The sequence below is a fragment of the Plesiocystis pacifica SIR-1 genome, from assembly GCF_000170895.1.
In the GTDB taxonomy this organism is placed as follows: Bacteria; Myxococcota_A; Polyangia; order Nannocystales; family Nannocystaceae; genus Plesiocystis; species Plesiocystis pacifica.
In genome coordinates this window covers 37,952-51,196 of record NZ_ABCS01000014.1, presented here as the reverse complement: position 1 = coordinate 51,196, position 13,245 = coordinate 37,952, and the positions used below count along the sequence as shown (strand labels likewise).

Annotated in this window: 9 protein-coding genes; 4 read left to right on the top strand and 5 right to left on the bottom strand. The window is 72.5% G+C overall.

The genetic code is table 11. The features are described 5' to 3' along the window. Positions 1-40: 40 nt before the first annotated feature. The 3 genes from PPSIR1_RS09400 to PPSIR1_RS09390 are packed head-to-tail and all read right to left on the bottom strand — an operon-like array spanning position 41 to position 5,023. On the bottom strand, positions 41-1,414 hold the full coding sequence (locus PPSIR1_RS09400) for a tetratricopeptide repeat protein (protein ID WP_006970796.1): 1,374 nt from the start codon (positions 1,412-1,414) through the stop codon (positions 41-43). Between the two features lie 39 nt (positions 1,415-1,453). Then, positions 1,454-4,318: a carboxypeptidase regulatory-like domain-containing protein gene (locus PPSIR1_RS09395; RefSeq protein ID WP_006970795.1), complete on the bottom strand. Its 2,865-nt coding sequence runs from the start codon at positions 4,316-4,318 to the stop codon at positions 1,454-1,456. 51 nt (positions 4,319-4,369) lie between these two features. After that, positions 4,370-5,023: a hypothetical protein gene (locus PPSIR1_RS09390; protein WP_006970794.1), complete on the bottom strand. Its 654-nt coding sequence runs from the start codon at positions 5,021-5,023 to the stop codon at positions 4,370-4,372. 188 nt (positions 5,024-5,211) lie between these two features. Between PPSIR1_RS09390 and PPSIR1_RS09385 the strand changes: the two genes are divergently transcribed. The 4 genes from PPSIR1_RS09385 to PPSIR1_RS09370 all read left to right on the top strand — a co-directional run bounded on the left by PPSIR1_RS09385 (position 5,212) and on the right by PPSIR1_RS09370 (position 9,174). Next, positions 5,212-6,612, top strand: coding sequence for an MATE family efflux transporter (locus PPSIR1_RS09385; protein ID WP_006970793.1), 1,401 nt, complete (start codon positions 5,212-5,214; stop codon positions 6,610-6,612). Between the two features lie 193 nt (positions 6,613-6,805). Beyond that, positions 6,806-7,336, top strand: coding sequence for a hypothetical protein (locus PPSIR1_RS09380; protein WP_006970792.1), 531 nt, complete (start codon positions 6,806-6,808; stop codon positions 7,334-7,336). Between the two features lie 100 nt (positions 7,337-7,436). Further along, positions 7,437-8,423, top strand: a complete 987-nt coding sequence (locus PPSIR1_RS42275; protein ID WP_157595367.1) for a sensor histidine kinase — start codon at positions 7,437-7,439, stop codon at positions 8,421-8,423. Positions 8,424-8,454: 31 nt separating this feature from the next. Beyond that, positions 8,455-9,174 carry a LytR/AlgR family response regulator transcription factor gene (locus tag PPSIR1_RS09370; protein WP_006970790.1) on the top strand — a complete coding sequence of 240 codons (720 nt, stop codon included), beginning with the start codon at positions 8,455-8,457 and terminating at the stop codon, positions 9,172-9,174. A 55-nt stretch (positions 9,175-9,229) separates the two neighbouring features. Here the strand turns inward: PPSIR1_RS09370 and PPSIR1_RS09365 are convergent, their stop codons facing one another. Both PPSIR1_RS09365 and PPSIR1_RS09360 read right to left on the bottom strand, forming a co-directional pair. Further along, the gene (locus PPSIR1_RS09365; protein ID WP_006970789.1) at positions 9,230-11,482 is read right to left on the bottom strand and encodes a type VI secretion system Vgr family protein; all 2,253 of its coding nucleotides are present in this window, start codon (positions 11,480-11,482) and stop codon (positions 9,230-9,232) included. 7 nt (positions 11,483-11,489) lie between these two features. After that, a complete protein-coding gene (locus PPSIR1_RS09360; RefSeq protein WP_006970788.1) occupies positions 11,490-13,214 on the bottom strand; it encodes a hypothetical protein in 1,725 nt (574 codons plus the stop codon). Positions 13,215-13,245: the final 31 nt, after the last annotated feature.

Sequence of the window (13,245 nt, the reverse complement as noted above, 5' to 3'; positions counted from 1 at the left end):
GAATTGACAACGAGTCGCGGGGAGCTCTGCGTCTGCGGGATCACCCGAAGCGCTGGCACGCAGCGCGGTTCTCCCCCTCGCATGCCCGCTGGTAGAGTTCGGCAGCCCGGGCAGCGTCGGCGTCGACGCCCAGCCCACACTCGACGATCAGCGCGAGCTCGCCGCAACCGTGGCTGGGGTCGAGGGCACAACTTCGCGCGAGCCAGTCGCTCGCGGCCCCCATGGCGTCGGGGTGCTCGGCGGCCGTGAGCATCAACCGGGCGCGGGCGAGGCAGCCCTTGGCTTCGTCGGCGTCGCAGGCCTGCTCGTAGTGGGTCCGCGCGGCATCGAGCTCGCCGGCCGCTTCGTGCATGTGTCCGCGGCTCCAGCACGCGCGCGCGTCCCCGCGCTTGCAGTCGCGGGCGAACAACTGCTTGGCTCGGTCGTAGAGCTTGGCTCGCTTTTCGATGGCGTGTCCTTGGGCCTCCGCGATCCGGGCGCGGTCGGCCTTCACCTGCTCCTCATCCACTTCCCCATCGAGGCTGACGCCCGCCATCACGTACGCGAAGGGGCTGGGGGTGAGTAGATCGGCGGCGACGTAGCAGGCTTCGGGGTCCTTGGCCTTGCAGCGGGCCTCGAAGGCTTCGACGGGGGCGTCCGGGCCGAAGCCAGCAGAGAGCCCGCTCAGGTTCACGTGCCCGCGCTTTTCTTGGCGCTTCCAGTAGGCCGCGACGAAGCGCTCCCGGTCGCGCATGTCCGGGCGCAAGGGGGCACCCCCGAGGGCTTCGAGGAGCTCGACGCAGGTCTCCAAGCCTCCCACGGCGCAGGCCCGGTGCTCGTAGTCCCGGGCGAGCTTGCCGTGCGAGGCGTCGGCGAGCGCGAGGCAGGCCTGGGGCTCGCCCGCCTCGCAGCCTTGGGTGCGCAGCTGGGTCGCCCGCGCGCGCAGGGCCGTGACCCGTGCTTCGTCCTCGGGCGAGCCACGCTCATGGAAGATCTGCTCGGCGAGCTGCTCGCAAGCTCCGGCATCTCCGGCGTCGCAGTCTCGTTCGCGGATGCGGATGGCTGCAGCGTAGAAGGCTGCGACGTCCGGGTCGGGCGGAGGCGGAGGCCCCAGGTGCCCCTCTACCGCGCGGAGCCTGATGATGTTGCCGCAGCCGTCGTCTTCGCCGGGGCCGTGGTAGGGGTTCGGCACGCACAGCGGGTGCGGGCCGCCGTTGAGGTAGCGGCCGATCTGCTCGCAGCTGTCCGCATCACCCGCGATGCAGGCGGCGCGCATGGGCTCGAGATCTCGGTCGAGCTTGGCCTGCTCCAGCGAGCGAGGCGAAGGTCGAGGCGCTCGGCTCCGGATCTCCTCGCGCGCGCTCTCCTTGGCGCACGCAGACGCGAGACACAGCACCGTGAGCGCGGCCAGCAGCGCGCGTGCGTACGAGGGCATGCCCAGAGTATGGCGGATCCGCCGCGCCCCGGCGAGGGGCTAGCCCTCCTCGACGACGTCCACGTCCTCGTCCGGCGGCCCGTCCCCCTCTTGCATGACCATGCCGCTCATGTCCTGCTGGCGAATCTCGCCGAGGTCCTGGTCCTCGCCCGCGACCACGTTGATCGGCTTGATGGCGATGGGCATGGGGCTGTCCGGTCCTTGAACCAAAATGACGCGCCCACCCGCGGCGGCCTTGGCCGTGAACTTGCCCTCGGCGTCGGTGAAGATCGGGATGTCGTCGTCCTCGCGGGACACCTCGATGCGCCCGCCGGTGCCGCTGCCCACGAGGATCTCCGCCTTCTCGATGGGCTCGCCCTCGGCGTCGATCACCGTGCCGGTGATGGTCGCAAAGCGCTCCATGACCAGCTCGACCTCGGCGGTGTCGCCGGCCTCGATGGTCACGGGCTGGCTGGTGGAGCCGTCGCCCGTGGACGCGGTGACGGTGTAGGCCCCGGGCTGGAGGCGCTCGACCTCGAAGCGGCCGTCGCGGACCCGAACCGTGCGCTGGCTCGGGCCGGACAGGCGGGCGATGCAGTCCGCGGGCTTGCCGTTGCTGAGCACCCGGCCCTCGAGGCGGCCGAGGGGGGCGAGGGTCAAGATCACGTCGGCGTCGGGGCGGACGGCGTCGAGGGTGGCCGTGTTGGCGCCGCCGTCGGCCTCGGCGTCGAGGCGGTAGCTGCCGACGCGCAGCCCGGTGAGCTCGAAGCGGCCCTCGGCGTCGGTCAGCACGGGCGGGCGCGCCTTGGGTCCGCTCGCGTCGGAGGTCACGACCATGGCGACCTCGCGGCGGCTGGTCCCCGGCTCGTCCTCGTCGTCCTCGGGCTTGGCCTTGTCGGGCACGAAGCTCGCGCGGACCCAGGCTTCGGGCACGGGGTTGCCCTCGGCGTCGCGGACGACTCCGGCGATGCGCCCGTCCCGGGCCTGCACGCTCAGGTCGAAGGGCTCGCGGGTCTCGGCCTGGGCGAGGCTCAGCTCGAGGGGCGCGGTCGAGCCGTCGGCCCAGGGGATGGGCGCGCCGTCGTCGTCGACGACCTCGACGAGCCAGCTGCCCGCGTCGAGGCCGGTGATGGCGTAGCGCCCCTCGGTGGAGGTGGGGCTCGAGATGGCGGTCAGCTCCTGGCCGTTGACCACGACGCTCAGCGAGCTGTTGCCCTTGGCCTCGCGGCGCACCCGGACGCTGGCCCGGGACACCGTGGCCCCCTTGGCGTCGCGGATGGTCCCGGCCACGGTCGCGCGTCGTTCGAGGGGGATGATCACCTCGTCCAGGCCGGCGCCGCCTTGGGGCACCTCGACCTCGACGGTGCCGCCGCGCCCGTCGGCCGCCCGCGCGACCAGGGTGTAGCTGCCCGGGAGCACGGGGCTGAGCTCGAACACGCCGGTCTCGGCGTCGCTCATGGTCGACACGCCGCCGGCGAACTGGACCATGCCGCTGCCCACGCGGATGTTGTCGGGGTCGAGCTCGATGCGGACCTCGGCGCGGGTCGGGGGGTCGACGCGGCCGCGGATCGCCGGGGCCTTGGCCAGGACCACGCGCAGGGAGGACTCGGCCGCGGCGCCCTCGGTGACGGTCACGGTCGGCGGCGCGCCGTCGAGGATCCAGCCGCTGGCCTCGGCTTCGGCCTCGACGCCGTAGCTGCCCGGGAGCAGCCCGGCGAGCACGAAGCTCCCGTCCTCGCCGCTGGTCGCCCCGGGCGCGCCCGGGATCGCCCGGCTTCGAGCCTGGACCCGGACGCCTGCGATGCCTTCGCCGGTCTCGGCCGAGACCACCCGACCGGCCACGTCCTGGGCCTCGACCACGCGCACGACCACGTCCTCGACGCGCTCGGCGATGGCCACGGGCAGCTGCACGGGGGCGTCGCTGGCCAGCCCGGGCGCCCGCGCGCTGAGGTTGATCATGCCCGCGCTCAGGCCCCGGAGCTCGAAGCGGCCCTGCTCGTCGGTGCGCGTGCGCCCGCCGGGCTTGTCGATGGCGATCTGGTCACCGTTGGGCAGGGCGATCTGCTCTTGGCGCGACCAGGTCACCCACGCCTCGGGGACCGGCGCGTCGTCGCTCGCCCGCCGGACCACGCCCGCGACCACGCCCATGGGCACGAGGCGAAAGTCCTGGCTGCGGTCGCCGCCCTCGATGTCGAGGACCGTGGTGTCGCGGCTGTAGTCGGGGTGCGATGCCGACACGCGGAAGCGGCCGTCGGGGACCTGCACGCCAAAGCGGCCCTCGGCGTCGGTCAGCGCGAAGAAGCTGTCGGGCTCGCGCAGGGCGAGGATGCCCTCGACGGGGATGACCCGGACGCGGGCGTCCTCGACCACGCCGCCGGTGACGTCGTGGACCGTGCCCGAGAGCAGGCTGCCGCCGACGTCGAGGATGAGGTCCAGGCCCGCGTTGTCGCCGGTGATCTTCAGGCGCACGTCGGGGCGCACGCCGGGCAGGTGATCCGTGGCCGTTGCCGACAGCGCGTAGCGCCCCGGGGCCAGGGCGTCGAGCTGCCAGTGCCCGCTCGCGTCCGTGCGCGTGGTGATCACGCCCTCGTCGCCGTCTTGATCGTCAACGGCCAGCGGCGCGAGGCTGACCAGGGCGCCCTCGACGGGGGTGCCGGCCCGGGAGGTCACGGCCCCCGAGGCGCCCACGCGGACCTCGCGCGGCCCCTTGGCGCTCGAGCTCACGGGCTTTTGCCCCTTCGGCGACGCGCCGTCTCGGGTCTGGGCCTGGGCCTGGTCCTCGGGCTCGGCGTCTTCGCCCGCGGTGCCGCGCATGAACACCAGCGCCGCGATCAGCGCGGCGGCGCCGACGAGGGCCAGGAGGAGCTTGCCCGCGGGGCTGGAGCCCTGGGCGTTGGGGTCGGGTGGCGTTGGCGTGGTCATCATCCGGCGCGCCACCCTACGGAGCGAGCCGGCGGGTGTGACCGATTTTTTTGCTCACCAGACGCAGACGTCGTCGATGCCCACGTTCTCCGACTCGCAGGCCATCTGATCGGGGCACACGTCGTCGCCCTCGCAGGACAGGAAGCAGTATTTTTGGAAGTTGGCGTTGACGCTGATGCACTGCGCCGAGTGGCCAGGGAGATCGGGGCACTCGTCCGAGTTGTTGCAGGGCATCGCGCACGCCTGCCAGTTGCGGATCTCGTCGACGAAGCAGTCCTCGCCCATCATGCACTCGTCGTCCTGGTAGCCGGGGCAGTCGCCGTAGGGCTGCTCCATCACGCCGGTCTCGGACTCCTCCTCGGAGCTGGATTCTTCCTCGGAGCTGGACTCTTCCTCGGTCGAGCCGGACTCGGACTCGGTCGAGCCGGACTCGGAGGAGGACTCTTCCTCGGTGCTGGACTCCTCCTCGGAGCTGGACTCTTCTTCGGAGCTGGACTCTTCCTCGGAGGAGGACTCTTCCTCGGTCGTGCTGGACTCGGAGGCGTCCGTGCTCGTGTCCTCGCTGCCCGCGGTCTCGCCGACCTCGTCGCCGCTGCTCTCGGTCGTCTCCTCGTCCGTACCCGCGACGGTGTCCTCGCTGTCCGCGGCCTCGCCCCCGCCGCTGCCCGTGCCGTCGAAGGAGCAGCCCGCGACGAGCGCGAGACTCAAGACGCCTGCGAGGCGTGACCGAGGGGGAGTCCAGGTAGCCATGCCTTGATGGTGCCAGGCCCGCGCAGCGCGTGCACGGCAACTCGCGCGCCTGCCGTGGATGGCCCGCAAAGCGCGCAAAACACGGGTTTGAGCGGCGGGCGGGCACCCCTGTTCGTCCGCACCGTTCCGATTATGCTCCCTGCTGCATGAGCGCGACGCCGCCATCCTCCGATTCGGGCGACGCCGCTGAGGCGACCAGCCTCGCTCGCAAGCTCGTGCGCATCGCCGTGCCCGTGGCCCTGACCCAGCTCGGCATCATGGGCTTCAACTTCGTCGACACGATCATGCTCGGTCGCGTCGGCGTGTTCGCCCTCGACGCCTCGGCCCTGGGGACCTTGTGGTTCCTGGGCACGACGATGTTCGGCATCGGCGTGATCATGGGCCTGGACCCGATCCTGACCCAGGCCCACGGACGCGGCGACGCCAAGCGCCAGGGCCAGGGCCTGCACTGGGGCCTGATCACCGCGACCTGGCTGTCCCTGCCGCTCATCGCCCTGGGCTGGCTCACGGAGGAGGCCCTGGTCGCCCTCGGCCAGGACGCCGAGCTGGCGGCGGCCGCCGAGACCTACGTGCGCGTCCAGGTGTGGAGCATCCCGCCGCTGCTGTGGTTCTTCACCATGCGCCAGTACCTGCAGGCTCGGGAGATCGTCGCGCCGGCGCTGTGGGTCACGCTGATCGCCAACGTGTTCAACGTCGGGGCCAACGAGGCGCTGATCTTCGGGCACTTCGCCGACCTGGGTCTGCCGGCCCTGGGCCTGCGCGGCGCGGGCGTGGCCACGGGCCTGACCCGGACCTTCACCTGCGTCGCGCTGGCGGCCTGGATCCTGCGTCGGCGCCTCTACGCGGGCGCCTGGCACCCCTGGAGCCGGGAGTCCTTCGACGCCGAGGGCCTGCTGAAGGTCCTGCGCTTCGGCGCCCCCGTGGGCTTGCAGTACACCGTCGAGGTCTGGGCCTTTCAGGCGACGACGCTCCTGGCCGGGACCCTCGGGCGCGAGGCCCTGGCCGCGCACACCATCGTCCTCAACCTGACCTCCGTGACCTTCATGGTCCCCCTCGGCATCTCCTTTGGCGCGAGCACGGTGGTCGGCAACCTCATCGGCTCGGGCCGGCTGCGCGACGCCCAGCGCTCGGCCTGGATCGGCGTGCTCATGGGCGCCGGGGTCATGAGCCTGTCGGCGGTCATGATGGTCAGCTGCCGCGAGCTGCTCCCCCTGGCCTATACCCGCGAGGCCGAGATCGTCGCCCTCGCCGCGACCTTGCTGCCGATCACCGCTTGCTTCCAGATCTTCGACGGCGTCCAGGTCGTCGGCAGCGGCGTGCTCCGAGGGATGGGCGACACCGTCCCCGCCGCGGGCTTCAACCTGTTCGCGTACTTTGGGCTGGCGTTGCCGCTCGCGGGCTATCTGGTGCTCCGGCGTGGCTACGGCCTGCCGGCGCTGTGGGTCGCCATGGCCCTCGGGCTCGCGGTGGTCGCGGTAGCGATGGTCGCGTGGATCTACTGGCGCGGCCCGGCGCGGCGGCCGGGGCTGGCTTCGAAAGCCGAGTGAAGGCCGGCGCCCGCGCTCGCCTGCGAGGGTGCCGCAGCTGCGCCGGAGCAAAATCGAGTGACACTCCCGGTACGGGTCGGTGTTGAGTCGCCGAAGGGAGCCGCTCGTGCGCCCATCGAACCGCTCGTCGCCACCATCGACCGCCCGTCGGAAGCAGCTCGTCGGGGACCCCTCGGCCGGCCAGGGTGTCCGCATGAACCAGGCCACCGTCACCGCAACAGCAACAGCAGCCCTCGCCTTCGCCAGCGTCCTGTACGCCTGCACCGCCGACACCCCCGACGCGACCGACACGGCCGACACGGCCGCCGAGGGCGAGGCCATCGAGATCGACGCCACCTGGGTCATGGGCGCCGAGGGGGCGTGGCTGGGTCACATCAGCGACACGCCCTACGGGACCTTGGACGACTTCCCGCTCGACTTCATCCACGAGGAGGACGGGAGCCTCCACGCCCGCACGAGCTTCGGCGACGACACCGGCTACTTCGACTTTCGCTTCCGCGAGCAAGACGGCACCTGGGTCCTCGACGAGGAGGGCAAATTTCCAGGAGGTCTGCTCCAAAGCTACACACTCCACCCGGTCGAGCAAGCCAACGAGCGCGTGCGCTTCGAAACCCTCGAGATGCCCGGCTTCATCCTCGTCGACGTCATCATCGAAGCCGAGTCGCTCGTGATCACTGCACAGGTCAATGGCGAACTCCACGCAACCTTCGACCTCCAGCGCTGACGCCCGCCCGCTCGCGCCGACGGAGGGGTCGAGCTCGAAGCTGATCCGCTGGCTCCACAGCCTGTGGTGCGACGGGTGGGTGTATCCGACCGTCGCCGCCGTGTTGACCCTCGCGTTCGGCGAGGTCGCGACGAGCAGCGGTCCCCAGGTCGTCGAGACCTTCGTGGGCGCGACCATCACCACGGCTTGCTTCCACGCGGCGATCTCGGGGGTCTACGACCTCGTCGTCGACGCGTGGCTCGACCGCTGCGCGAGCCTGGCCGCCCGCGCGCTCCTCCACCTCGGCGCGGTCATTGGCGGCGTACTGCTCGGCTCGGAGCTCGCCCTCGGCCTCGCCCGTCTGGTCCTCGACGTGGACGAGCCGACCCGCGCGGTCCGGTGGGAGCTGTGGCAGGTCGGCCTCTCCCTGGGCGCTGCGCTCACGGTCATCTGGCGCCTCACGGATCGGCTGCGAGAGACCGCTCGCAGCGCCGAACTCGCCCGAGCCGCGGCCGAGCGCGAGACCTTGGAGGCCGAGCTCGCAGCCTTGCGCGCCCGCGTCGATCCACACTTTTTGTTCAACGCGCTCAACACCGTCGCAGACCTCGTCGAGCACAGCCCCCCGCAGGCTGTACGGGCCGTCGAGGAGCTGTCACGCTTGCTGCGCTCGGCCCTCGAAGGCAGCCGCCACGAGACCGTCTCGCTCGAGCACGAGCTCGCCCTGGTCCAGGACTACCTCGCCCTCGAGCGCCTCCGCTTCGAAGATCGCCTGCGCGTGAGGCTCGAGATCGACGTCAACGTGACCCAAACGCAGATCCCACCGCTGCTCGTTCAACCCCTGGTCGAGAACGCGATCAGGCACGCCGTCGCCAACTCTCCGACCGGCGCCACCGTGACGGTCCGCGCGCGCGAGGACGGCCCGCGCCTGGTGTTGACGGTCGAGGACGACGGCCCGGGCAGCAGCGTCGACAGCCAGGGCACCAAGACTGGCGAGCACAGCGTTCGTCGGCGACTGGAGCTGCTCTACGCCGAGCGGGCGCGGCTCGAAGCCGGCCCCCGTCTGGGCGGAGGGTGGCGCGTCGTCCTCGCCCTGCCCCTGAGCTCGTGAACCCGTGAAACAGGGAATCGTAGGGAGAAGAGTGACACGAACGCTGCGAGTCCTGATCGTCGACGACGAGACCCCGGCCCGGCGGCGGCTGCGTCGCGCGTGCGAGCGTGTCGCGGGCGTCGAGGTCGCGGGCGAGGCGACCGACGCGGCGACCCTGCGTCGAGTCCTGACCCGGGACCGCGCCGACGTGATCTTGCTCGACATTGCGATGCCTGGGCTCAGCGGCATCGAGCTCGCGCGCGAGCCCGGGCTCCCGCCGATCATCTTCACCACTGCCCACAGCGAGCACGCCCTCGAGGCCTTCCGCGTCGACGCCGTCGACTACCTGCTCAAGCCCATCTCCGAACACGCCCTCGCCCTCGCCCTCGCTCGCGTCCGCGCCCGCGTCCCGACCCAGACCCCGAGCGTGAGCCACACGCCTCCCCGGCTCGCCACTCGGACCGGCTCGCTGCTGCGGGTCTTTGACGCTCGCGAGGTCTCGCACCTCGCCTCGACCGACCGGGTCGTGGTCTTTTGGATCGACGGGCAGGAGATGATCCTCGACGAGAGCCTCAACACCCTCGAGGCCCGCCTCCGCGGTCACGACTTCCTTCGCGTCCACCGCAGCGCCCTCGTCAACCTGACCTTCGTCTCGGCCATGCGCTTTGACGAGGACGGGGCGGCGCTCCAGCTGCGCGATGGCACCGTCGTGCCCGTGAGCCGCCGCCTCCTGCCCGAGGTCAAGCGACGCCTCAGCGGGCAGAGCGAGTAACCGCGTGTCCGAAGTCCGCGCCGGGTTTGGAGCGGCGCTGGAACCCGAATGGCTGCTAGTTCTGGTTGATCTTCTTGGCCTTGAGGGTGATCGATTTTTTGCCCTCGACGCTGAGCTTGACCCCGCGCAGGGTGATGGTCCCGTTCTTTTGCAGGGACAAGCTGGCCTTGCCGACCTTGATGGTCAGGGTGTCCTCGAGCTCGATGAGGCCCTTCTTCTTGCCGTTGAGGCTCAGCTGGCCCTCGGCGAGCATCGACAGGTCGGCGCCGGCGCTGAGGCTGTAGTTGGCGCCCGCGCTCTGGCCCAGATCCGCGCGCGCGCTGTGGCTGATGCTGGCCGCGTCGACGCTCTTGGGGCCGACCACGGCCTCGCTGCTGCCCCCGGCCACGGACACGGACTTCATGCCGCCGACCTCCTCGGCGCTCAGGCCCCCGACGGAGGTGTTCATGGCGGCGCCGACGATGGTCATGAGCGCGCCGCCAACGGTCACGGTCTTGGCGGCGCCGACGGTCTCGGTGGCGGCCACGGCGACGGTCTCGGTGTGGCTGCCGCCCACGCTCAGGCCGCGATCCTGGGCGACGGTGACGCTCTGGCTGCCGCCGACGGTCAGGCTCGCGTCGGCGCCGACGGTGATCGCCTGGTTGTTGGCGACCTGGACGCTCCGGCTGCCGCCGACGAGCAGGCGCTCGTCTTCGTCGACCTTCGCGCTGCGCTGGCCGCCGACGCCCATGATCGAGTCGCTGCCCACCCGCAGGACCCGGTGGCGCAGGACCTCGGTGTTCCAGTCGCGCTGGGCGTGGATGTAGAGCTCCTCGAGGCCGGCGGCGTCCTCGAAGCGCAGCTCGTTGAAGCCGCCGCCGCCGGGGGAGCTGTGGCTGCGCCAGCCGCTCTGGGTCGCGCTGCCGGGGAGCGAAAAGGGCGGGGCGGCGCCGCCGTTGTAGACGCAGCCCGTGACCAGGGGGCGGTCGGGGTTGCCCTCGAGGAACTCGACGACGACCTCCATGCCCACGCGCGGGATGAACTGGGCGCCCCACGAGCCCCCGGCCCAGCTCTGGGCGCAGCGCACCCGGCACGAGGCGCCCGGGGAGAAGGCGGCGCCCTCTTGCCAGTGCATCTGAACCTGGATGCGGCCCTCGGCGTCGACGTCGATCTCGCCGCCGCCGACGACCGTGGCGGTCTGGGGCCCGGCGACGATGGGTCGCTCGGCGCTGGGCATGGGGCGCAGCTCGGCGTCGGCGGGGACGCACTCGACCTCGACGCCGTGGACCCGGGCCCCGCCGGCGTCGGGCTCCGAGCGCTGGGTCGCGGCGAGGACGATCCACTCCGAGGGGGCGCCCTGGTCCTCGAGGTCTTCGGCGCCGTCGAGGACGAAGCGGTGTCCGGGCCGGGCGATGGCGGCGTCGCCGGTGGCGACGAGGCGTGAGCCGTCGAGGGCGAGGGCCAGGCCGAGGTCGCGGGCGCGCTGGTCCAGGCAGCGGTTGCCCAGGCGCTCGATGTCGTGGACGTAGACGCGTCGCTCGTGCCCGCGCGCGTCGGTGCCCGGCTCGGCCCAGCCTTCGCCGAGGGTGCTCCCGGGGCTGCCCGGGTCGTAGGCCGTGGCCAGGGTCGCCGTGGGCGTCAGGGCCTCGCGCCACTCGAGGGCGCCGAAGCTCTCCGTGGGGGAGCCCTCGTCCGCGCGGCGCAGGGCGATGTGGTCGCTGCCGTCGACGTTCTCGACCCGGGGGTGGAGTTTGTTGTCGTCGGACAGGGTCAGGACCTCGCAGCCGCGCTCGGGGTCGTGGACGAAGAACCAGTTGATGCCCTCCTCCTCGAGCAGGCGACGCACGAACTCCAGGTCGCGCTCGCGGTACTGCACGCAGTAGTCCCGGGGCGCGGCGCCGCGGCGCAGCCCGTCGAGGTCGATGGCGCGCGCGTAGCCGTCGAGGATGGGCGCGAGCACCTCGCGGACGATGTCGAGCACGGACTGGCCTTGAAAGATGCGCGAGTGCACGCGCTGTCGGGCCAGGGCCACGGCCGGCTCGACGCGCACCCGGACCCCGCGGGCGCCCTTGGCCAGGCCGAGCTGCTCGACGCGGGTGACCACGCCAAACAGGGACTGGGGCGGGTGGTCGCCGCGCTGCAAGCTGAGCTCGCAGCGCGCGCCCAGGAGCTCGCGGGTGCTGGACTGCAGCTCCTGCGTGCGCAGGTCGAACACGGCCTCGCCGCACTGGTTGAGGCCTTCGTGGATGCGCAGGCGCTCGACCTCCCAGTCCATGGTCGGGCCGTCGGGGAAGGCGATGCGGTGGGTGAGGGGCGGGAGGGCAGCCATGGGGAGCTCAGGGGACGGGGGCGTCGAGGTCGAGGGCCTCGAGGGTGGCGGCGGCGGCCTGGACTCGTCGGCGCCAGGCGTCGGGCTCGAGGGCGGGGTCGAGGTCGACCTCGCCCCGGGTGCGCACTCGCAGCTCGGCGCACAGGTGGGCGAGGAGGGGGTCTCGGGCGCTCTCGGGTCGTCGGAGCCAGGCGCTCAGGGTCGGGCCGGTGCGGCGCTCGCCAGCGAGGAGGCGGTGCTCGGGGCTCTGGCTGGGGCCCTCGCCTCGAGCGGCCGCGAGCGCGGCGGACAGGGCCTCGCGCTCTTCGGGTGTGAGCGCGTCTTGGTCGTCGACCAGGACAGCGCAGCGCTCGAAGGCGGCGGCGCGGCCCGAGGCGAGCAGGGCCAGGGCGGCCGCGAGGCTCGGGCGCTCGAGGGCCGCGGCGAGGGCGTCGAGCTCGGCGGCCGTACCCAAGCTCGCGACGAGGGCGGTGATCCGGGGGAAGCTGGGGTTGCGGGCGAGCTGTCGGGCGACCAGCCACGCGCCCTTGTGGCCGAGGGTGACGCTGGCCTCGATGGCGGCGGTGCGCACCGCGGCGTTGGGCGCAAATACGAGGCTGTCCGCCTGGGCCCGCTGGGCGTCCCGGCGGCTGGAGCGAGGCAGCAGGCGCAGGCCGAGGGCCAGGATCTCGGGCTCGCTCGAGGCGAGCGCGGCCGCGATCGCGTCGTCGTCGGGCCCTTCGCCGCGCCGCGTGGCGACCTCCAGCCAAAAGCGCCACGTCGCGGCTTTGTCCGCGCCCTTGGCCTGCGCGCCCTCGAGGCCGACCGCGAGGGCGCGCTCGACCCGGGGGTCCGCGATGGAGGCGAGCGTGGCCACGGCGGCTGCGCGGGCGTCCCCGTCGAGGCCGTCGACGAGCTCGGGCAGCTGCTCGCGCAGGGACAGCTTGCGGTGGGTCAGCAGCGCTCGCCAGGCCGCGCTGCGGCGCGCGGGCTCGGTCGCGCTCAGGGCGGGGCGGAGGGTGGTCGAGAGCGCGTCGAGGTCGGCCGAGTGGAGCACCGCGAGGTGGCCTCGCCAGCGGGCGTGGGTGCTCTCGATCGTCCCTGGGGCGGCGCCCGAGCGGAGCTGCTCGAAGGACTCGGCGAGGGCCGCGACGGCCAGATCGAAGTGGTGGGCGTGGTCCGTGCTCGGCTCGGGCGCGGCGGCGGGGGCCTCGACGGGCTTGGCCGGGACGGGGGCAGGGACGGGGACGGGCTGCGGAGGGGGCTCGGGCTCGAGGCGTGGCTGGACCATGGCCGTGCGCTCCGCAGGCGGAGGGGGCTCCGGCGCGAAGTGAGGCTGGACGAACGCCGTGCGCTCCTCGGGCGGCGCGTGGTGAACGGAGACGAGCTCGGTGCCGCTCTCTTCCGGATCGGGCGGGGCGTGGTGGACGGGGACGAGCTCCGTGGCTTCCAGCTCTGCTTCCGGGTCCTCCGGCCCATGGGGGGCGGGGACGAGCTCGGTGCCGCTCTCGCCCAGCTTGCGCGGCGCGTCGGGGTCCGGTCCGCCGTGGCGAGCGGGGACGAACTCGGTGGGCTCGGTGGGCTCTTCGATCGGCGAGGCCTGGGGCGCCGCCGGCTTCGGGGTCACGGGCAGCGGGGGAGGGGCCGCCTCGCGCAGCTGCTGCTGGCGCAGGTAGAGCACCACCGCGACCCCGGCGAACAGCACCATGCCCGCGAAGCTGAACATCATGATGGCCAGCTGCGAACCGGTCACCGGGAGCCTCTCCCTCGGCGGTATCTAGACC

Excerpts from the sequence above, each read along its gene's own strand:
- PPSIR1_RS09380 (WP_006970792.1), top strand. The coding sequence starts at position 6,806 with ATGAACCAGGCCACCGTCACCGCAACAGCAACAGCAGCCCTCGCCTTC.
- PPSIR1_RS09400 (WP_006970796.1), bottom strand. The coding sequence starts at position 1,414 with ATGCCCTCGTACGCACGCGCGCTGCTGGCCGCGCTCACGGTGCTGTGT.
- PPSIR1_RS09385 (WP_006970793.1), top strand. The coding sequence starts at position 5,212 with ATGAGCGCGACGCCGCCATCCTCCGATTCGGGCGACGCCGCTGAGGCG.
- PPSIR1_RS09395 (WP_006970795.1), bottom strand. The coding sequence starts at position 4,318 with ATGATGACCACGCCAACGCCACCCGACCCCAACGCCCAGGGCTCCAGC.
- PPSIR1_RS09365 (WP_006970789.1), bottom strand. The coding sequence starts at position 11,482 with ATGGCTGCCCTCCCGCCCCTCACCCACCGCATCGCCTTCCCCGACGGC.